This window comes from Mesorhizobium sp. SP-1A, from assembly GCF_032460275.1.
Taxonomy (GTDB): domain Bacteria; phylum Pseudomonadota; class Alphaproteobacteria; order Rhizobiales; family Rhizobiaceae; genus Mesorhizobium.
On the sequence record NZ_JAVXZD010000016.1, the window covers coordinates 12,350 to 31,124 of the forward strand.

General features: G+C 61.6%; 18 protein-coding genes and 1 pseudogene. 9 read left to right on the forward strand and 10 right to left on the reverse strand.

Features of this window, described 5'->3' with window-relative positions; genetic code table 11:
- Window positions 1-35: 35 nt before the first annotated feature.
- The 7 genes from QU595_RS29795 to QU595_RS29825 form a co-directional block, all read right to left on the reverse strand.
- Window positions 36-521 carry a hypothetical protein gene (locus QU595_RS29795; protein WP_315928901.1) on the reverse strand — a complete coding sequence of 162 codons (486 nt, stop codon included), beginning with the start codon at window positions 519-521 and terminating at the stop codon, window positions 36-38.
- Between the two features lie 127 nt (window positions 522-648).
- Window positions 649-1,146 carry a hypothetical protein gene (locus tag QU595_RS29800; RefSeq protein ID WP_315928903.1) on the reverse strand — a complete coding sequence of 166 codons (498 nt, stop codon included), beginning with the start codon at window positions 1,144-1,146 and terminating at the stop codon, window positions 649-651.
- A 440-nt stretch (window positions 1,147-1,586) separates the two neighbouring features.
- Complete coding sequence (locus QU595_RS29805; RefSeq protein ID WP_315928905.1) at window positions 1,587-2,681, reverse strand: ABC transporter ATP-binding protein; 1,095 nt, start codon at window positions 2,679-2,681, stop codon at window positions 1,587-1,589.
- Window positions 2,678-3,514 (reverse strand): ABC transporter permease, encoded by an 837-nt coding sequence (locus QU595_RS29810; protein ID WP_315928907.1) that lies wholly within the window; start codon window positions 3,512-3,514, stop codon window positions 2,678-2,680. The genes QU595_RS29805 and QU595_RS29810 overlap by 4 nt, the downstream gene beginning before the upstream one ends.
- Entirely contained in the window at window positions 3,511-4,356 is an 846-nt protein-coding gene (locus QU595_RS29815) for an ABC transporter permease (protein WP_315928909.1), read from the reverse strand. Before QU595_RS29815 ends, QU595_RS29810 begins: the two co-directional genes overlap by 4 nt.
- Window positions 4,357-4,516: 160 nt before the next feature.
- Window positions 4,517-5,656 (reverse strand): spermidine/putrescine ABC transporter substrate-binding protein, encoded by a 1,140-nt coding sequence (locus QU595_RS29820; RefSeq protein ID WP_315928911.1) that lies wholly within the window; start codon window positions 5,654-5,656, stop codon window positions 4,517-4,519.
- 92 nt (window positions 5,657-5,748) lie between these two features.
- Entirely contained in the window at window positions 5,749-6,663 is a 915-nt protein-coding gene (locus QU595_RS29825) for a LysR substrate-binding domain-containing protein (protein ID WP_315928913.1), read from the reverse strand.
- 96 nt (window positions 6,664-6,759) lie between these two features.
- On the opposite strand from QU595_RS29825, the gene QU595_RS29830 reads away from it, so the two are divergent.
- Window positions 6,760-7,539 carry a creatininase gene (locus QU595_RS29830; RefSeq protein WP_315928915.1) on the forward strand — a complete coding sequence of 260 codons (780 nt, stop codon included), beginning with the start codon at window positions 6,760-6,762 and terminating at the stop codon, window positions 7,537-7,539.
- Window positions 7,540-7,846: 307 nt separating this feature from the next.
- On the opposite strand, the gene QU595_RS29835 is transcribed toward QU595_RS29830, so the two are convergent.
- A complete protein-coding gene (locus tag QU595_RS29835; protein ID WP_315928917.1) occupies window positions 7,847-9,085 on the reverse strand; it encodes a M24 family metallopeptidase in 1,239 nt (412 codons plus the stop codon).
- 435 nt (window positions 9,086-9,520) lie between these two features.
- On the opposite strand from QU595_RS29835, the pseudogene QU595_RS29840 reads away from it, so the two are divergent.
- The 7 genes and pseudogenes from QU595_RS29840 to QU595_RS29870 form a co-directional block, all read left to right on the forward strand.
- Window positions 9,521-10,110: pseudogene (locus QU595_RS29840) on the forward strand (transposase); the annotation flags it as partial.
- A gap of 152 nt (window positions 10,111-10,262) precedes the next feature.
- On the forward strand, window positions 10,263-10,388 hold the full coding sequence (locus QU595_RS29845; protein ID WP_315928937.1) for a hypothetical protein: 126 nt from the start codon (window positions 10,263-10,265) through the stop codon (window positions 10,386-10,388).
- A gap of 285 nt (window positions 10,389-10,673) precedes the next feature.
- Window positions 10,674-11,834: an ABC transporter substrate-binding protein gene (locus tag QU595_RS29850; RefSeq protein ID WP_315928919.1), complete on the forward strand. Its 1,161-nt coding sequence runs from the start codon at window positions 10,674-10,676 to the stop codon at window positions 11,832-11,834.
- Between the two features lie 19 nt (window positions 11,835-11,853).
- Complete coding sequence (locus QU595_RS29855) at window positions 11,854-12,720, forward strand: branched-chain amino acid ABC transporter permease (RefSeq protein ID WP_315928921.1); 867 nt, start codon at window positions 11,854-11,856, stop codon at window positions 12,718-12,720.
- Complete coding sequence (locus QU595_RS29860; protein ID WP_315928923.1) at window positions 12,717-13,604, forward strand: branched-chain amino acid ABC transporter permease; 888 nt, start codon at window positions 12,717-12,719, stop codon at window positions 13,602-13,604. Before QU595_RS29855 ends, QU595_RS29860 begins: the two co-directional genes overlap by 4 nt.
- Window positions 13,601-14,395 (forward strand): ABC transporter ATP-binding protein, encoded by a 795-nt coding sequence (locus QU595_RS29865; protein WP_315928925.1) that lies wholly within the window; start codon window positions 13,601-13,603, stop codon window positions 14,393-14,395. Before QU595_RS29860 ends, QU595_RS29865 begins: the two co-directional genes overlap by 4 nt.
- The gene (locus QU595_RS29870; protein WP_315928927.1) at window positions 14,392-15,099 is read left to right on the forward strand and encodes an ABC transporter ATP-binding protein; all 708 of its coding nucleotides are present in this window, start codon (window positions 14,392-14,394) and stop codon (window positions 15,097-15,099) included. Before QU595_RS29865 ends, QU595_RS29870 begins: the two co-directional genes overlap by 4 nt.
- Window positions 15,100-15,135: 36 nt before the next feature.
- Here the strand turns inward: QU595_RS29870 and QU595_RS29875 are convergent, their stop codons facing one another.
- Together QU595_RS29875 and QU595_RS29880 are read right to left on the reverse strand one after the other, a co-directional pair.
- Window positions 15,136-16,284 (reverse strand): acyl-CoA dehydrogenase family protein, encoded by a 1,149-nt coding sequence (locus QU595_RS29875; protein ID WP_315928929.1) that lies wholly within the window; start codon window positions 16,282-16,284, stop codon window positions 15,136-15,138.
- 24 nt (window positions 16,285-16,308) lie between these two features.
- Window positions 16,309-17,505 carry a CoA transferase gene (locus QU595_RS29880; RefSeq protein WP_315928931.1) on the reverse strand — a complete coding sequence of 399 codons (1,197 nt, stop codon included), beginning with the start codon at window positions 17,503-17,505 and terminating at the stop codon, window positions 16,309-16,311.
- Window positions 17,506-17,604: 99 nt separating this feature from the next.
- Here QU595_RS29880 and QU595_RS29885 point away from each other — a divergent pair, with 99 nt between their 5' ends.
- Entirely contained in the window at window positions 17,605-18,492 is an 888-nt protein-coding gene (locus QU595_RS29885; protein ID WP_315928933.1) for a LysR family transcriptional regulator, read from the forward strand.
- Window positions 18,493-18,775: the final 283 nt, after the last annotated feature.

Sequence of the window (18,775 nt, forward strand, 5' to 3'; positions counted from 1 at the left end):
CCTCGGCTCTGGGGATTTCACATGCCCGACACAAATCAAATAACACAATCTGGCGTTGATGTCATGACAAAGCCGACGGGATGCCTCATTCCGTTGTTGCAAGGCAGCCTGTCAATCATCGTAGGGTTCGATGAAAATCCCAGCCCGGCAGGGAAAGAGCGGCCGCGAGGACGTGTTCTTCGAAGACTCCGTGCGCCACCAGCGCAGGCAACAGTCAGCGCAGCAAACTCGTTGTTCGATTGCTGAACGTCTTTCTCGCTAATGCCGTGGAGTTCCACCCTAACCGCGCCCGGTGTGACGATCGTGATACGAATACGGTAGCGCGCCGAAGCAGCTCTCAACGGTTCGGTGGCAAGTGGCCATTCAGCGAATTCCGGCCCTGTCCCCGAAAAGTGGACCTTCTTGAAGTAGGCCCCTGAGCTGTTGGGATGAGGGTTGATTTCTTCAGAAGAAAAACAAGCCGGATGCCATTTTGCCAAAGCTACGTCAGGTCGATGGTTTTGTGTCGCAAAGCCGATCATGCGTCAGGGCTTGCTCGATTGGCACAACGACGGTACTTGGCCTCGTGATGACGGCAAATCGCGAACCTCGCCCTCCAGTGCCCGGATCCGATCGCCCTCCGTAGTCGTGCCAGGCCGCATGCCCTTGTTACGTTCGGGTGACGTGACCACACTCGCCGGGCTCGACGGTGAAGGCGAGCTCCTTGCCGTCGATCCGGTAGCGATATTCCGCGGTTTCGAGGGCGCCGGCGCTGAATGCCGCCCGCAACTGCCTGCAAAGCTGGGGAAGTTTAAGCGCCTTCAGGTCATTGGCTCCGGTTCCCGCCGGCACCGCACCGCCCAGAAGCTCGTAATGGTGGGTAAAGCGCTTGTTGCCCATGTCGATATGAACGAGCCTGGTGACGTCGTCGACCATCATCGGCAAGGCGCGGTTCACCAGCGCATCCTCGATGCGCGGCGCCAGCAGGCCCTCGGTGACCGCTGGCGTCGCGACGATCGCCGCGAGAAGGACCAGTCCGCTGTATCTGACGCCACCGCGCCTAAGGAGACGGCCGACGATCACGCCGACGCCGGCCAGCAGTCCGGCGACCAGGCCATAGAGAACAAGACGTGGCAGCCCGCCCAAAGCGGCGAAGAACATTTCCATGGCGCCTCACAGGTTAAGCTGGAGGACGGCGCCGCCGGTCGGGTGACCGAAAAGATCGTTGATCTGCTTGAAGCGGTCCCCGAGAGCCAAGTCAAAGCCTGGCGCTATTGCTAAGGGAAAACGATTAAGATTCCATATCTCAGACCTAGGCTGGGAGAGCTTGTTTCGAGTTGCATCAGAAGGGAAACGGCCAGCCGGGCGGAATATCGGGTTCGTTACCTTTCGCCTCTTTGGATGACGCACAGACCGAGATGGCGCCGAGGAATTTGCTTGCCGAGTTCCACAATCGTCCGACGCTGTTGTTCACAGTCGTTCGAATCGCCGGCCACCGAGCCTTTGTTGCGGCATTTTCGGAGAATCCAGGTGAATTGGCCATTCGCCTCGGTATCGCCGTGCTCATAAGACTTTATTCCTCGATGAATTACCGAAGCTCATTCCGGCTAATCACATGGCAGAACATGCGCTTCCAATGGGCGCCACGAGATCCAGATTTTGGCGCCGGGTTCCAGATTCAAGTCATTAAGTTCCTCGTGGCTCTTCTGCGCCTTGATCTCGGCGCCGTTCCCGCCTTCGAGGTGGATCACTGCGGTGGCGCCGACGAACTCCTCGCCGATCACGGACGCCTGCAAGCCGTTGTAGCCATCGGCAGGGGGCTCGTTGCTTAGACGTATGCGATCGCTCGACACCACGAAGGTGGCCTTGTCGCCCTTGGCGAAGGTCCGGACGGCATTCGGCAGGATGATGAATTCGCCGGCGGGGGTGGCGATCTTCACCGAATTGCCGTTTGCGCTGGAAACGTTGCCGGCAAAGATATTGGAGGAGCCGAGGAATTCCGCAACGAAGCGGGTGCGCGGCGCGCGGTAGATCTCCTGGGGGTTGCCGATCTGCTCGATCCGCCCCCGGCTCATGATCACGACGCGGTCGGCCATGGAGAAAGCTTCCGACTGACTGTGCGTGACATAGACGAAGGTGATGCCCAGCTCGCGCTGCAGATTGGAAAGTACCGTCTGCATACGCACCTTAAGATGCGCGTCCAGCGCCGAAAGCGGCTCGTCGAGCAGCAGGATCTCCGGCTCCGTCACCAGCGAGCGTGCGAGCGCCACGCGCTGACGCTGGCCGCCCGACAGATGCGCCACGTTACGCTCCGCGAACTCGGTGATCTGCATGCGCTCCAACCAGGTGTCGGCGCGCTTGCGGCGCTCCGCCTTCCCGACGCCGCGCATGCGCAGGCTGAACTCGACATTCTCCCGCACGGTCAGGAATGGGAACAGGGCAAGGCTCTGCCACACCATGGGCGTGTCGCGCTGCCATGTCGGCAGGTCGTTGATGCGCTTGCCGGCCAGGCGGATCTCGCCTTCGCTCGGCGCCTCCAGACCGGCCAGCATGCGCAGCGTCGTGGTCTTGCCGCAGCCGCTGGAACCCATGATGGCAAGGAATTCGCCCTTGCGGATCTCGAGATTCATCTTCTCGACGGCGACGAAGCTGCCGAAGCGCTTGGCGACGCCGTTGAAAACGACGAGGGATTGATCGTTCATAACACCTCCGTTGCGGCTGGCATGGCCGACGGACGGGGCGCGGCGCTGCGTTTCATAAGCAGGATCTGCGCGAGCACCACCAGCGTCATTGAGACGACGAAGACGAACGTGCCGATGACGTTGATGCGCGGGCTGACCTGGCCCTGGAGGAAACCGAGCACCTTGACGGGCAGGGTCTCGTTGAGGCCCGAGACGAACCAGGCAACGGCGAACTCGTCGAAGGAGACGGCCATGGTGATGAAAAGAGCGGCAAACATCGCCGGCTTGCAAAACGGGATGATGACATGGCGCATCGCCTTCCATTCCGAAGCGCCGAGGTTCCATGCCGCTGCTTCGAGCGACGGGTCCATCTGCGACAGTCTGAGCCTGACGATCGCCATGGCGAAGGGCGCGCACATGACGACATGGGCAATGATGACCGAGTAGATCGCGCCCGACAGGCTGATGGTGGACAGGAAGGCTAGCATGGCGAGGCCGAGGATGACGACGGGAATTGTCGGCGGCAGCAGCGCCAGCGCGACATAGAAGGTTTTGCCGAAGAACTTGTAGCGAAAGTCTGTGTAGGCGGCTCCGAAGCCGATGGCCGTGGCCAGCACCGCGACTACCGTACCGGCGACCAGCGTATTGCGCAATCCTTCCCAAACGAGCGGATCGTGCCACACCGCCTCGTACCAGACAGTCGAAAAGCCGCCGAGCGGGAGCGAGGGGAAGCGGTCGACGTTGAAGGAGAAGACGAAGCTCGCCGCGATCGGCGCGAAGATGAAGCAGAACGACAGGATGATATAGAGCTTCAGCGCCCAGTCGATCAGCCGGTTGCGGTTGAAGTCGTTCATCGGCCGCGCTCCCTGTAGGCATAGCCCACCGCGGCGAAGGCGACCGCCAGCAGCGTCGCGATCATGGTCAGCGCAATCACCGCCGCGCGCGGCCATTGCTGCCCGGATTTGGTGGTGTCGGTGATGAGAATGGAAAGCGTGGGCGGGTCGCCGCCGCCCAGATAGAGCGGGCTGACGAAATCGCCGAAGGTGAGGATGAAGCAGAACAGCGCGGCAATAACCAGGCCGACCTTTGCAGACGGCATCACCACCTCGAAGACGGTGCGCAGCCGGCCGCAGCGCAGGTTGTGAGCGGCCTCGATCAGTGTCTTGTCGACGAAGACCAGGCTAAACAATTGCAGCAGCACCACGAGCGGGAAGCTCAGCGTTAGATAGCCTATCATCACGCCGAACACCGAGTTCAGCATCGCGAACGGCCCCAGCCCAACCTTGGCCAGCAACGCGTTGACGATGCCATTGTCGGCAAGGAATATCTGCCAAGAATAGATCCGCACCAGATACGAAGTGAAGAAGGGAATGACCATCAGGAAGATCGCCCAGCGGCGCGCCGTCTCCGATAGCTTGAAGGCAATGCCGTAGGCGCAGGGAAATGCCAGCGCGCTGGTGACGGCAGCCGCGCAGCCGGACAGCACGAAAGTGCGCAGATATGTCTGCCAGAAGACGGCGCGGCCGAGCATCCTCGTCCAGTTGTCAGGATTGAAATCCGGCTCCATACGGAAATTTCGGACCGACCAGAAGCTGAGCGCGACCAGGAACAAGAGCGGCGCGAGGAAGAACACTACCTGCCAGACCAGCATCGGCAGCGAAAAGCTCAGCCCGTAGATGGTGATCGTTCTTCGCATCGTGCAGTCCTGAGAGAAGGCCGGCCACCGATGGCCTGTACAGCCGAGCGGGCCCATGGCCCGCTCCGGCATTGGAACCTGAATGATCGCCGTTTCCGGACCATGAAGGCTACGAATCTTGCTTCAGAACCCGGCGTAAGCTTCGCAGGTCCGTCTGAGATCAGGTGCTCTTGTATTCGGACCAGAAGTCGTTCCAATCCTCGAGGCTCTGCTGCACAGGAAGCTGCCGATACTTGATGCGGCCGGACCGGATCAGTTCCATGGCATTATTGCTCTGGTTGAGCAGCATGCCCTGCCGTTTGGCTTCTGCCGGCGTTTCCCTGGCCAGCAATTCCCAGCCCTTCTTGTTCGGGATCAGGCATGGATAGGCAACCATGTTGGCCGATTTCACCTGCCCCTTGGGCGAGGTGATATACTGGATCCACTTCTTGGCCAGATCGCCCTTCTTGGTGCCCTTGCCGATAGAGAAGGACTCGGTGAATTGCAGGCCGCCCTCTTCAGGAATGGTGCTGCGCACCTTTGCGCCGTTCTTTTCGAGCACACCGGTGATCCAGTCGCCGATGCCGGCCATCGCCAGCATCTGGCCGTTCTTGAGCGAGGAGAAGGTGCCTCCGTAATCGAAGAAGCCGCCGATCTGCGGCCGCAGGGTCATGGTCTTGTCCTGCACGGCCTTCCAAGCCGTCGCATCGATATCATACGGCTTCGCATTGCCGCCAAGCAGACTGATCTGGCCCAAATTGGGCAGGTGCCAGTCGAAATGGCCGACCTTGCCCTTGAATTTCTGATCCCAGTAAACGTTGTAGCTCGATGCCTCCTTCTCGGTGATCGCATCTGTATTGTAGGCGACGCCGAGGAAGCCGAAGCGGGTAAGGACGGAGTAGAGCTTGCCATCCTGCCAGTGACCTGGGAAGTGCTGGAACTCGGGAAAATAGTCGTCGAAATTATAATCCTTCGGATCGAGTTCTTCGATATAGCCGGCAGCGTTGAGCTGCTGCACATATTCGGCGTCCGACAGGATGAGGTCGAACGTGCCGGGAGGAGACTGGGAGATCAGGCCCAGCATGTTGTCGCCGCCGGTATAATATTTCGGCTTGAACTTGACGTTGTTCTCGGCTTCGAACTCACCCACCACATCCGGCTCGGCATGGCCGTACCAGGCCAGCATGGTGAGTTCCACCGGTTCGGCGAAAGCGAGCCGACTGACGAATGGCGTGGCAAGCGCGCCGCCACCTAGCACGGTTGCGCGTTTCAGCATCTCGCGACGGGTCTGCACTCCCGTCAACGTCTCCTTGATGGTCATTGCACTTCCCCTTTTTTAATTTGTTTGCGTGACGTTACGCAGCCCGATTATATTTGGAAAATTAATTCTGATAATTTCTGCATTAGTGACGCTTATTGCCGATCGAGTTCTCTCGACCCGCGTACGGGGTCTCCCGAAACCCCGGCTTCGTCCAGCCGGGCGATAATGTGGTTGACCAGTCGGATACCTGCGTCAGACAGGCGCGGATGCTTGTAGAACAGCCCGACGCGGATCTCGGCAAGCGGCGGAAAGCCGTCGCTCTCGTCCAGGGCCCGCATGCCGGGCAACATGGTGTAGCGGGTGAGCGCGCTGACCCCAAGGCCGTTCAGCACCGCGTTCTGCAATCCGCCGATGCCGGAGCCGGTATATGCCACGCGCCAGCGCACGCGCGCTGCGTCCAGAGCCTGGATCATGCGCGCCCTGTAGGCGCAGCCTTCCGGGTGGGCGGCGAGCGGGATGTTCGCCATGAGGTCGACGGCCGCGTTCTCCGCCGCCGCCCATATCGGCTGCTCTATCCATGATCGGGAGAGATATTGCGCCCTTTCGTTGTTGACCATGGCGATGGCAAGGTCGAGCTCGTCGGCGCGAAGCCGGTCGAGCACCTCCGCGCTCCAGCCGCAATAAATCTCCAGCGAAATCTCGGCATGCCGGCGCGTATACTCGGTAATGACGCCTTGCAGGAACGCCACGGCATAATCGTTCGGCAATCCGACCCGCAGTACGCCAGAGATCTTGGCGCGGTTGAAATAGGAGGCTGCTTCGTCATTCAGGCGCAGGATCTCACGGGCATAGCTCAGAAGCATCTCGCCCTCGCCGGTCAGCACCAGCGTGCGCCCGACCTGCTTGATGACCGGAGCGCCGACCAGTTCCTCCAGCCGGCGCATCTGCAGCGAGATTGCCGGTTGGGTGCGCCCCAGTATGTCTCCCGCCTTGGTATAGGCGCCGAGGTCGATCACCGAAACGAAGGTGCGTAGCAGGTCCGTCTGGAAATTGATGATGTTGCGCATGGATTTCCATTCCTCATGAGAGGATGACGATTATAAATTTCTCATATCTCTGCAATGGCCCCAATCATCGGCTCGGAATGAAGATGGGAGATGTCCATGCCTGAACAATCGGTTTTCGCCGCCGAGCTTTCCTGGCCCGACTATGACGCCAGGATACGCGGTGGAAGCACGCCTGTGCTGCTGCCTATCGGCTCGATGGAACAGCACGGCCACCACATGCCAATGAACGTCGATGTGCTGCTGCCCGTGGAATTCGCACGCCGCGTCGCCGGTCGCATCGGTGCGCTGGTCGCCCCGCCCTTCACCTATGGCTACAAGTCGCACCAGAAGTCGGGCGGCGGCAACCACCTTCCGGGCACCACCAGCCTTGACGGCGCGACATTGGTGGCGGCGCTGCGCGATGTCATCAAGGAATTCGCTCGCCACGGCGCGCGTCGCATCTGCCTGGTCAACGGCCATTTCGAGAACTCCTGGTTCATCATCGAGGGCATCGACCTCGCGCTGCGCGAACTCAGATGGGGCGGGATCGAGGACATGAAGATCGTCGTGCTGTCCTATTGGGACTTCGTCGACAAGGACACGATCACCCGGCTCTATCCGAAGGGCTTTCCGGGTTGGGACATTGAACATGGCGGCGTCTTGGAAACCTCGTTGATGCTGGCGCTCCATCCGGGTCAGGTGCGCCTGGAGCGCGCGATTGACCATGCACCGGCAACGTTCCCGCCTTATGACGTCTATCCGCCCAGGCCGGAATGGACGCCCGCCAGCGGCACGCTGTCGTCGCCGAAGGAGGCTTCCGCCGAGAAGGGCGAGATCCTGCTTCAGGTTTGCACGGACGGGATCGCAAAAGCGCTGGAGACGGAATTTCCGCGCTAACCCACCGCGCGCCTCCGAAGCAAAAGCAAAAGCCGCGGTATCCCCGCGGCTTTTTTCGTACCTGTCAGAAAGATCGCCACGGCATGGCAAATCCGTGCTTTCGGCCGCCCTTATGTCCATCCGGCACAGACGTTGTTGGTTGACCGGGCATACGTTTGCAGATCGCGGCGACGACCAGCGCTGCAAGGCGCGGCAGATCCGCCACGCCGGAACCTGGTACCGGACGGGGATGGACGGACGGATTGTCCATCCACCGGTCCGGCCAGTCGTGAGGAATATGGAAGCCCACGATCAGCCTCTGACCCCGTCAGTTTCTGATGATGTTGTGCTCGGGACCGAAGGGGAAGCCGGTGATGTTCTCGGCGCCATTCTCCTGGACGATGAGGATGTCGTGCTCGCGATAGCCGCCGGCGCCCGGCGTGCCTTCCGGCAGCATCACCATGGGCTCCATCGACACGACCATGCCGGACTCCAGCACGGTATCGATGTCTTCGCGGAGTTCCACGCCCGCCTCGCGGCCGTAATAGTGGCACAGCACGCCGAAGGAATGACCGTAGCCGAACGAACGGTACTTCAGCAGGTCCCATTCGCGATACATCTCGTTGAGCTCGAGCGCGATGTCCTTGCAGCGCGCGCCCGGCTTGATGAGTTCCAGGCCCCGGCGATGGACGGCCACGTTCTTCTCCCAGATGTCGAGGCTGGCGTCGTCGACATGATCGCAGAACAGGGTGCGCTCGAGCGCTGTGTAGTAGCCGAAGATCATCGGAAAGGTGTTGAGCGACAGGATGTCGCCCGACTGAACGATGCGGTTGGTGACCGGATTGTGCGCGCCATCGGTATTGATGCCCGACTGGAACCATGTCCATGTGTCCATCAGTTCCACGAAGGGGAACGACTTGGCGATTTCGCGGATCATGGCGTTGGTTGTGGCAATGGCAACCTCATGCTCCGGCACGCCGGCCTTCACCGCCGCCACGCAGGCAGCGCCGCCGACGTCGCAGACGCGTGCGCCCTCGCGGATCAGCTTGTGTTCCTCGGCCGACTTGATGGTACGCATCCACATGGAAGGCTGGCCGACGTCGACAAATTCGACACCCGGCAGCGCCGCCTCAAGCTGGCGACGGAAATCCAGTGAAACATGGTCGAACTCGATGCCGACACGTTTGGCGCCCGCCGTCAGCTGGCGTACGGCCTGGTAGAAATTGTCGCGCCGCCAGTCGGTATAGGTGATGTTGTCGCCGAAGCCGCGCCGCCACGGCTGCCCGCCGTCGATTCCGGCGGAGATCGTGGTTGCCTTGTCATGGTCGATGACCATGCCGTATTTGCGGCCGAAATAGCAGTACAGCCAGCCGGAATAGTAGTTGATGCAGTGGTAGGACGTGAACAAAGCGGCATCGACGTCGTTCTTCGCCATCCAGCCGCGCACGTCGTCCTGGCGGCGGGCCATTTCAACATCGGAAAACGGCGAAAACGCCTTCTCGCCGTTGTGCCACTGCATTACGTGCAGCATGTCGTCGGTACTCAGGCTCTTCATGTCATCGGCCATCCGCCGTTCCTCCATTTGGTGTGAAATCCGCTGCGGCCGAGACTAGTTCTGATAGCGGCATTTCGAAAATTTATTCAAAAAATGCTGACATAAGGTCTATTTATGTTCCGTTCTAAGCTCGACGAAAGCACCAACGGCACACGCCGGGCTGACGACATGACGTAGCAGGGCAGGGGACCGACAATGGCCGTTCGCGTAGATGAACCGGTTCCAGATGAGAAACTCGGCGATATCAGCCCATTTGCCGTATCTCATGCGGCTGGAGGAGGACACCTACTGGTACGTCCAGGCTGACGGCCCTGTCTTCTCGTGGTTCATTGCCCACTCGCAGGATCTTGATGTGGAGATCTCCGATCCCGATTCCTGGGTCACTCAGATCCAGGGCCCTTGGGAACCACGAACCGCATTGATGGGCGAAGCGCGGCTTCAACGATCACCGTTGAGCTTTCCAACCAGATCCGAGGGATCATGAAAACGGCCTGCTCGTTCTAGCAGGCAAGGGAACTACATTCGAAAAGAATGTCCGGAGCCTTCTCATGGATCAGAACGAGCTTGCTCCTGTCGTGTTACAATGTTAGGGGCTTGGCGCAGCATTCGCACCCGCGCCGCCGAGCTCGGGCGCCAACTGATTGTGGATGCTCGTCAAAGCCAGGCCTTCCGCACCCTCATGTCGATCCCGGGCATCGGTGTGATCACCGCGACCTCTTTCATCATCGCCAATGAGGATCAGACAACTTCAAGACGTCCCGCTCTGTCGCGGCCTGGATCGGCCTGACAACTCGCCATACCAGTCGGGAGAAGTTGATTATGACGGCCATATATTTCGGCGCGGGAGTCATCTGCGAGGGCTTCTCTACGAAGCCGCGGCGGTCATCCTGAGACGCTGTTCGACCGAGAGCAGCCTGCGCACATGGGGTCTCAAGCTCCGCGAAAGGATCGGTTTCAAACGAGCTGGCGAACTCTTCAACCCGAGTGCAGGGGGCCACGACATAAATCTAGATAGCGTTCAGAATCTGAACGCCTGAGGCGTCCCGCCGGGACGTGAGCCGAGCCATTCCGCTGATGGGGTTGCACCGCTGTCTCAGCAAAGTGCGTCGTCCACCTTGAAGGCTCATCCCGCGAAACTCCATCATGCGGCGGCCAATGTCGACCGCGAAGACAACCATGCGTGGGGCCGATGACCATCGCGCTGCTGATGGCCAACACCGTTACTTCCGCCTATCGCGCGGCCGGCAAGACGCCGCGCGAGATGCCTACCCGGCAGGCATGGCACGGTTGGCCGGCTGATGGCTCAACGAAATAGTATAGGTGACTTCCGACAATCCAGCATCTCACAGAGGAAGGACATGGAAATGCAGTCCCCGTAAACGGCACGGACGGCGTTCCATCACGCTCGGGCAGGCGAATCGTGCTTGACAAGAACGGTTTCGAGAACTTGTATATGTAAGTATATATCTGTTGCTAACGACCGGTGCCCACGCGGCGGCGCCGTGGAGGAATGGAAAAGCTCAGGCCCGGCCAACGCGCTTCAGAAGCCGGCCCAGGCTCTTGCCCAAAGAAAACGTTCTAACCATTGCGGGAGGTTTCGATGGAAGTCCGAATTCTTAACAGAGGTATGGTTGCGGCGCTCGCCGCCCTTGCATACGCCGCCTTGTCAGGCTTTGCGTTCGCCGGTTCGGATCAGCCGCCAATCAAGATCGGGTTCTTCTCGCCGCAGACAGGCTTTGGCGCGCCGGACGGGCGCAGCGCGCTGGCCGGCGCGCAGCTGGCGATCAAGCAGGTCAACGACGCCGACGGCATCGACGGGCACAAGCTTGAGCTGGTGCCCTACGACGACGGCAGCGACCCCAAGCAGGGCGCCACCATCGCCACAAAACTGACCTCCCAGGACGGCGTCGTGGCTGCCGTGAGCGGCTCCTACAGTCCCCAGACACTGGCCGCCGCGACGATCTTCCAGCGCGCCAAGACGGTGCTGGTTTCGGCCTACGCGGTCAATCCGGGTATCCCCAAGGCCGGAAGCTACATCTTCCTGCAGGACGTCAACGGTACCGTCCAGGGCCGCGCCGGCGCCAAGTTCCTCGCGGACAAGGGGATCAAGAAACCCGCGGTCATTTCTATCGACAATGATTTCGGCAATGCGCTGGTCCAGGGTTTCGTGGCCGAAGCGCCCAAGCTTGGCATGACGGTCGTCTCCACCGACAAGAACCAGTTCGGGGAAAAGGATTTCGGCACAATCATCCGCCGCGTGATCGCGTCTGGGGCGGATGCCATCTACCTGGTGCAATATGTTGCGGAGGGCAAGCAGTTCCTGCGCGACTGGGCGCAGGCGGACGGAAAGCTGACGCTGTTCAGCACCGAGGGCATCGATTCCGCCGGCTTCTACTCGATCGGCAAGCTCGCCGACGGCCTGATGTTCACCACCAACCTCAACCGGGACAGCAAGAGCGAGGAAACCCGGCAGTTCCTGTCGGACTTCGCCAAGGCCTACGACTTTCCCGTCGACATGGTCGCGGCCTCGTCGCACGACGCCGTGATGCTGGTGGTCGACTCCATGCGGAAGAACGGCACGACGGCGGCCGACGTCAAGGCCGGGCTCGACGCCCTGCGTGACTTCAAGGGCGCCACCGGAACCATCGAACGTTTCACCGACCAGGGCGAAGTCATAAAGCCGGTCCAGGTCCAGGTTTTCAACGACGGAAAGATCTCCAGCGCCGGTGTCGTATCCGATCCGGCCATCATCACGCCGTGAGCCGCAGGGCCGGATTGCAATGACCTACATCCTCATCCAGGGCATCGTGGTCGGCTCGCTCTATGCGCTGATCGCAATCGGGCCATCGCTGGTCTATGGACTGATGGGCGTGCTCGATGTCGCCAGCGCCGCGGCGCTGACGCTGGGCGCCTACCTCTTGCTCGTCGTCTTCCAGGCCAGCGGCAGTGTCCTGCCTGGGGTTGTCGTCGCGCTGGTTCTGGCCGGCGCCGTTGGCTGGATCTTCCAGCGAAGCCTGTATGTTCCGATCCTGGATCGGGGGCCGATCGTCACCCTGATAACCAGTATCGGGGTCTATATCTGCGCAGATGAACTGTTCCGCCTGGTGTTCGGCCCCCTGCAGCAAAGCCTCGGCATCCAGATCGCGATCCCGAGCCTGCATATAGCCGGCACCGAAGTTACGGGCATAAACCTGCTGATCATCGTCATCGGCATCGGGCTTTTGTTGCTGACCTGGCTGGTGCTGACCAGGACGCGCTACGGCGTGGTCTGGCGCGCCGTGGCCCAGGACCGGGACATCGCTTCCGCGGTCGGAATCGACAGCAGGAAGGTCATCGGCGGCGTCTTCGTCATCGGTTATGCGCTGAGCGCCCTGGCGGGCATCCTCTACGCGCTGAAATATGACAGCGTCATTCCCACAATGGGCGACGTTCCCGCCTATAAGATGCTCGCCATCATCATCCTCGGCGGCCTCGGCAGCCCGCTCGGCACCATAGCCGCCGCCTTCCTGATCGGGCTGGTGGAGACGGCCGTGGTCGCCGAGTTCGGCTTCGTCGTCCCGCGTGACGCGATCGCCTTCGCGGCGCTCGTGCTGGTATTGCTCGTCCGGCCGCAGGGCCTTATCCCGTCCCGCGTGGTGCGCGCATGAGCTACCTGCTTGTCCTGCTGATCACGGTGACCATCCTGTCGACGGTCACCGTCAGCCTCAATATGGTGGTGGGCTATACCGGCCAGCCGAATCTCGGCCAGAGCGCAGTCTTCGGCATCGGCGCCTATTTCGCCGCCGTGTTCGCGACCTCCTACGGCATGCCGTTCTGGTTCTGCTTCTTGGCCGCCGGGCTGGTGTCGGGCATCGCCGGCGCGCTGATCGGCGCCATCAGCCTGCGCCTGCACCAGGACTTTTTCGCCATCACGACCCTCGGCCTGAATTTCATCGTTGTCGCGACCTTCCAGACCCTGCCGTTTTTCGGAGGCGCCACCGGGCTCTACGGCATCCCCCTGCCCACGATCGCCGGCTACGAACTGGACTATCCGGGGCTGGCCGTCTGCTCGCTGCTGCTGTTGTCGTGCGCGGTGGGCGTCAGTCTTCTGGTCGACCGCAGCTGGTTCGGCGGCATCCTGCAGACCATCCGCGAGGACGAAACCCTTGCGGCATCGCTTGGCGCTCCGGTGGCGCGGTACAAATCGACCATATTCGTCATCAGTTCGGTATTTGCCGGCTTTGCCGGATGCCTCTATGCCTATTTCCTCAGCACGGTGTCGCCCCAGACCTTCGGATTCAACGATTCGGTCCTGTTCCTGGCGATGTTGTTAATCGGCGGTTCGGCAACGATCCGGGGAGCCATCTTCGGCGCGGTGCTGCTGACGGTCATCCCCGAACTGTTCCGGTTCGCGTCGGACTACCGGATGCTGATCTTCGGCGCCGTGCTGGTCCTCGTCCTGCGGTTCCACCCGCAAGGCATCATCGGCGACGACAGCCTGATCGCGCGCCGGACGGCCAATGTCTTCGCCGGCAAAAGAGCCCGCTCATGACCGCGCCCTTGCTCGAACTGAAGGCCGTTACCAAGCGATTCGACGGGCTGGTCGCGCTTTCCAACGTGAACATGGCTGTGATGCCGGGCGAATTCGTTTCGGTCATCGGGCCGAACGGAGCGGGCAAATCCACCCTCTTCAACGTCATCACCGGCTTGCTCGCGCCAAGCGAGGGCTCCGTCGCCGTCAATGGCGAAACCGTTCGCAAATTCCGCCCCGATCTGCTCCACGCCCGCGGTCTCGCCCGGACGTTCCAGGTCGTGCGCACCGTGGGTTCCCTTTCCATCCGCGACAACGTCATGCTCGGGGCGGCAGGGCCGCGGCTTCGGGGTCTGGCGGCTCCCTTCAAGTCGAGGTCGGGAGAACCGGAGCTGCAGGAACGGGTCGACGAACTGTTGCGATTCACCGAACTTGCCGAAGTCGCGGGGGAAAGCGCCAGGGAGGCCTCGCCGGGGCACCTGCGCCGCATGGAAATCGCGCGGGCATTGGCCGGAAATCCCGAGATGATCCTGATGGACGAACCGGCGGCGGGCATCGGCGCCGACGGGTTGCAGCCATTGAAGGAACTTATCGGGGCCATCCACAAGCGTGGAATATCGGTCCTGCTGGTCGAACATTATGTCGGCCTCGCACTGTCGCTTTGCGACCGCGCCATCGTGCTGGAAAGCGGCAAGATCCTCGCCGAGGGATCGCCGGACGAAATCCGCGCCGACCAGCGCGTGATCGATGCCTATCTGGGCACGCGGCACGGCAATTCCGCGGCCACCGGCAAAGGGCAGGACAAGCCATGAGCACGTCGGCTCTCCTGCTCGATGTAAACGGCCTGTCTGCCGGATACCGCCGGACCGAAGTTTTGCACCATGTGTCGCTTCAGGTCAGGCGCGGTGAATTCGTCACCGTTCTGGGCGCGAACGGCGCCGGCAAATCGACGCTGATCAAGGCCCTTATCGGGCTGCTCCCGGCGCGGGGGTCCGTGACCTTCCAGGGGGCACCTCTGCTGGGGTTGGAGCCGCACAGGCGCGTTGCCGCCGGGCTCGCTTACGTGCCGGAAGGGCGGCGTGTGTTTCCCGCGCTGACGGTCGCGGAAAACCTCCAGGTCGCCGACAGAACCCGACGCCGCGGCGCGGTGGAGGAAATCTACGGCATCTTTCCCAGGCTGGCGCAGCGAAAGGACCAGCTTGCCGGCACCATGTCCGGCGGCGAACAGCAGATGCTGGCGCTGGGCCGCGCGCTGATCAGCCGGCCGGCCTTGCTGCTCGCCGACGAGATTTCCCTCGGTCTGGCGCCGCTGGTCGTCGAATCGCTGTTCGAGGTGCTGGTGCGGCTCAACCGCGAAGGGATGGCCATCGTTCTTGCCGAGCAGAATGCGCGCGAAGCGCTCGGCCACGCGCATACGGCCTATGTCATGGAAACGGGGCGCATCACGATGAACGGTCCCGCCGCCGAGATGGCAGCGGACCCGCGTATCGTCGACGCCTACCTGCAGATGAACTGAGGACCGTGTTTCGCCCGACAGGCGCCCGGACGCCCATCAGTTCTGCTTTGCCAGCGCTCCGGCGATGATCATCTTCTGGATGTCGCTGGTGCCTTCATAGATGCGGCAGATGCGGGCGTCGCGATAGATCCGCTCGACGGCGAAATCCTTGAGATAGCCGTAGCCGCCATGCACCTGTATGGCCTCGGAGGCTACCTTTTCGGCGATTTCCGAGGCGAACAGCTTGGCCATCGCCGCCTCGCTCTTGCAGGGCTGGCCAAGATCGCGCATGCGGGCGACCTGATGCAGGCAGCTGCGTCCCACCTCGACCTGCGTCTGCATCTCGGCAAGGCGGAAGCCCACGGCCTGATGCTCGATGATCGGCTTGCCGAAGGTCTGGCGGTCGAGCGCGTAGGCATGGGCATGCTCGAACGCGGCGCGGGCGAGGCCGATGGATTGCGCGGCGATGCCGAGCCGGCCGAGTTCCAGCGTGCTCATCGCCAGAGCATAGCCGCCGCCCGGCGTGCCGAGCACATGGTCGTCGGGGACGAAGACGTCGTCCAGTTGCACCTGGCAGGTTTCCGACGCGCCGAGGCCGAGCTTTTCCTCCACGCGCACGGCGCTATAACCTTCCGAAGTAGGCGGAACCAGGAAAGCGGTGATGCGACGGCGCGGATCGTCGCTTTCGGTTGCCGCGAAGACGATGGCGATATCGGCCGACTTGCCGTTGGACATGAATTGCTTGGCGCCGGAAATGCGATAGCCGCCCTCGCATTTCACGGCCTTGGTGCGGATGGCGAAGGCGTTCGATCCGGCTTCCGGTTCGGTTAGGCCGAAGGCGCCGTTCATGCTGCCTCGGGCCAGCGGGCGCAAATAGCGCTCTTTCTGCGCCTCGGTTCCATGGACCCGCAAGGGCGTGGTGATGAGGCCGTTGTGCAGTGCCATCATGGCCCCGATGCTGCCATCGGCGGCCGAGATTTCCTCGACAGCCAGGACATAGCTGACATGGTCGGCGGCCACGCCGCCCCACTCTTCGGAAACCAGCATTCCAAGGAACCCCAGTTCTCCCAAAGACGCCATTTCGGCGCGGGGAAAGGTCTTGATGCGGTCACGCTCGGCCGCACGCGGCGCCAGTTGCTCGCACCCGAAGCTGCGGGCGCTGTCGCGGATCATCCGTTGCTCCTCGCTCAACAGGCAATCATGCATGGCTGTTTCCTTTACTTAACGGCGTCATGCACCGTGCAAAACGCCCTGGTGCACCAGCCCGGCGATCTCGTCCGGGGCCATGTCCAGCAGGTCGGCAAGGATGCTATGGCCGTCGGCGCCGAGCGCGGGCGGGGCAAGCTGCGACGTGGCTGGCATTCCGGAGAACTTGACCGGCTGGGCCATGACGCTGATTGGGCGTCCGTCCGCGGTCGAGGTCACACGCAGCAACGAGCGCTCGCGCACTTGAGCGCTTTCGCCGGCCTCGGCCACCGACAGGATCGGCGAACAAGGGACGTCATGGTGTTGCAGGGTAGCCACCACTTCGGCGACGCTCAGCGAACCGCTCCACGCCTCGATGCACACCTTGAGCGGCGCATGATTATCGTTGCGCACGCAATTGTCGGAGAAGCGGGGATCCCCAGCCAGTTCCGGCCGGTCCATCGCACGCGTCAGTTTCGCGAATTGTTTCGGATTCAGCACGGCGATGGTGAAGTAACCGTCCGCGGCGGCGAATACACCGAAGGGAGCGCCCAACTGATGCCGGTTGCCGACGCGCATCGGCGGCGTCTCGCCATAGAGATGCTGGGTGAGCGCCGCGGGCAGGAAATTGAACAGGCAGTCATACATTGCCACGTCGACGAACTGTCCCTTGCCGCTGCGCTCGCGCGACAGAAGCGCCGCCAGCACCGACCATGAAGCAAACAGGCCCGTGGTCAGATCGGCGACGGTTTCCCCGGTCATCATCGGTGGACCATCAGGCTCGCCCGAAACATCCATGAAACCGGTCATCGCCTGAATGATGAGGTCATAGGCCGGCAGGCTGCCCATCGGGCCGGTTTGGCCGAAACCGGAGATCGAAACATAGATCAGCCGCTGATTGGCATGCGAAAGCTCGGCATACCCCAACCCCATCTGTTCCATGACGCCGGGGCGGAAATTCTCCACGACAACGTCGCAGCTCGATGCCAGACGGCGCACGATCCGTCGCCCGGTCTCGGACCTTAAATCCAGAGAAATGCTTTTCTTGCCGCGGTTGAGAAGCAGGAACAGACCGCCGGTTTCCTCGTCGAAAGGCGGCACGTGACGGTAGTCGTCGCCGCCGGGCGTCTCGACCTTGATGATCTCGGCCCCAAGGTCGCCAAGCAACGCCGTACAATACGGACCGGCCAGGACGCGGGTCAGATCCAGAACGCGAACGCCATCGAGGCAAGGCGGTGTCATCCACGGCTCCTTGGAAGGTCATGTTTGCAGGAACGATAAGAGAGAACTAAAAGAAGAAAAAGAATTGATTCTGAGCAGCGCTTATAGGTAATTCCTATAATGATTTCCCTGAGCCAGCTTCGCTATTTCGTCGCGGCCGCGCGCGCCGGAAGCGCCACCCGCGCAGCCCAGGTACTTCACGTCTCTCAGCCTTCGGTTTCGGCGGCGATCCGCGAGCTGGAAGCCGAATTCGGCAAACCCCTGTTCGAGCGACGTCAGGCGCGGGGGCTCGGCCTGACGGCGTTCGGCGCGAGCAAGCTTGCGGAAGCGCGGGATATCCTGAACCGGCTAGACCACCTGACCTCCAATACCGAGGCCGAATCCGCGCCGGTGCTGCTGCTCGGCTATTTTTCCACCGTCGGCCCGACCTGCGTGCCCGGCATACTCGCCCGGCTGGCGCATGATCTTCCCGATGTTCACGTGGATCTATGCGAGTACGACCTCGAGGCCCTTTCCAAGTCGCTGAAAAACGGCATCGTGGATCTGGCGGTCAGTTATGACATCGGCCTGCCCAATGAGGTCGCACGCAACGTGCTGGCGGAGTTTTCGCCCCATGCCGTGCTGCCGCCGGATCATCCTCTGGCAAGGCAGCGGGAGGTTTCGCTTTTCGAACTGGCGCAGCATCCGTTCATCCTCGTCGACCTGCCGCTTAGCCGTGATTTCCTGATGGTTCCTTTCTGGCAGCAGGGGTTGGCACCGACGATCGTGCTGCGCACGGGATCGGTCGAAATGGTGCGCGGCATGGTCGCCAACGGTCTGGGCGTCTCCATGCTCTTTACCCGGCCGCGCCACGACCTGACCCACGACGGCAGACCGGTCGTATGCCTGCCGATCAGCGACGGGAATATCCGCCAGCGCCTGGTGGTTGCCTACGCTGCTCCCGACCTGCTGACCGTCACGGGAAAGGCGGCTCTGGCCTCCATCCGGGATTATTTCTCCGAGTTTTGACTCTCTTCAGAATATAGTTTCCGATTACGGTTCGCTCCGATCAAGCGCTTTCATTTACGGGACTGCCGTGATTTATGGGCCCCTACACGTTATCGGCGCCTTAATTGGGGTATCGATGGGAGTGAACTGTTCCTTAGCCTGTTGATTTCCGCGAAGAACTGACCCTTTAGTGGAGTGATGATGTGGACGCCTCCCCATCGGCGACAGCAACCGTGATATCGGTTTGCTGTTGCCTCAGGGGAAAGCAAGGAGCGTCCACAATGCATATTGCAACAATCGGACT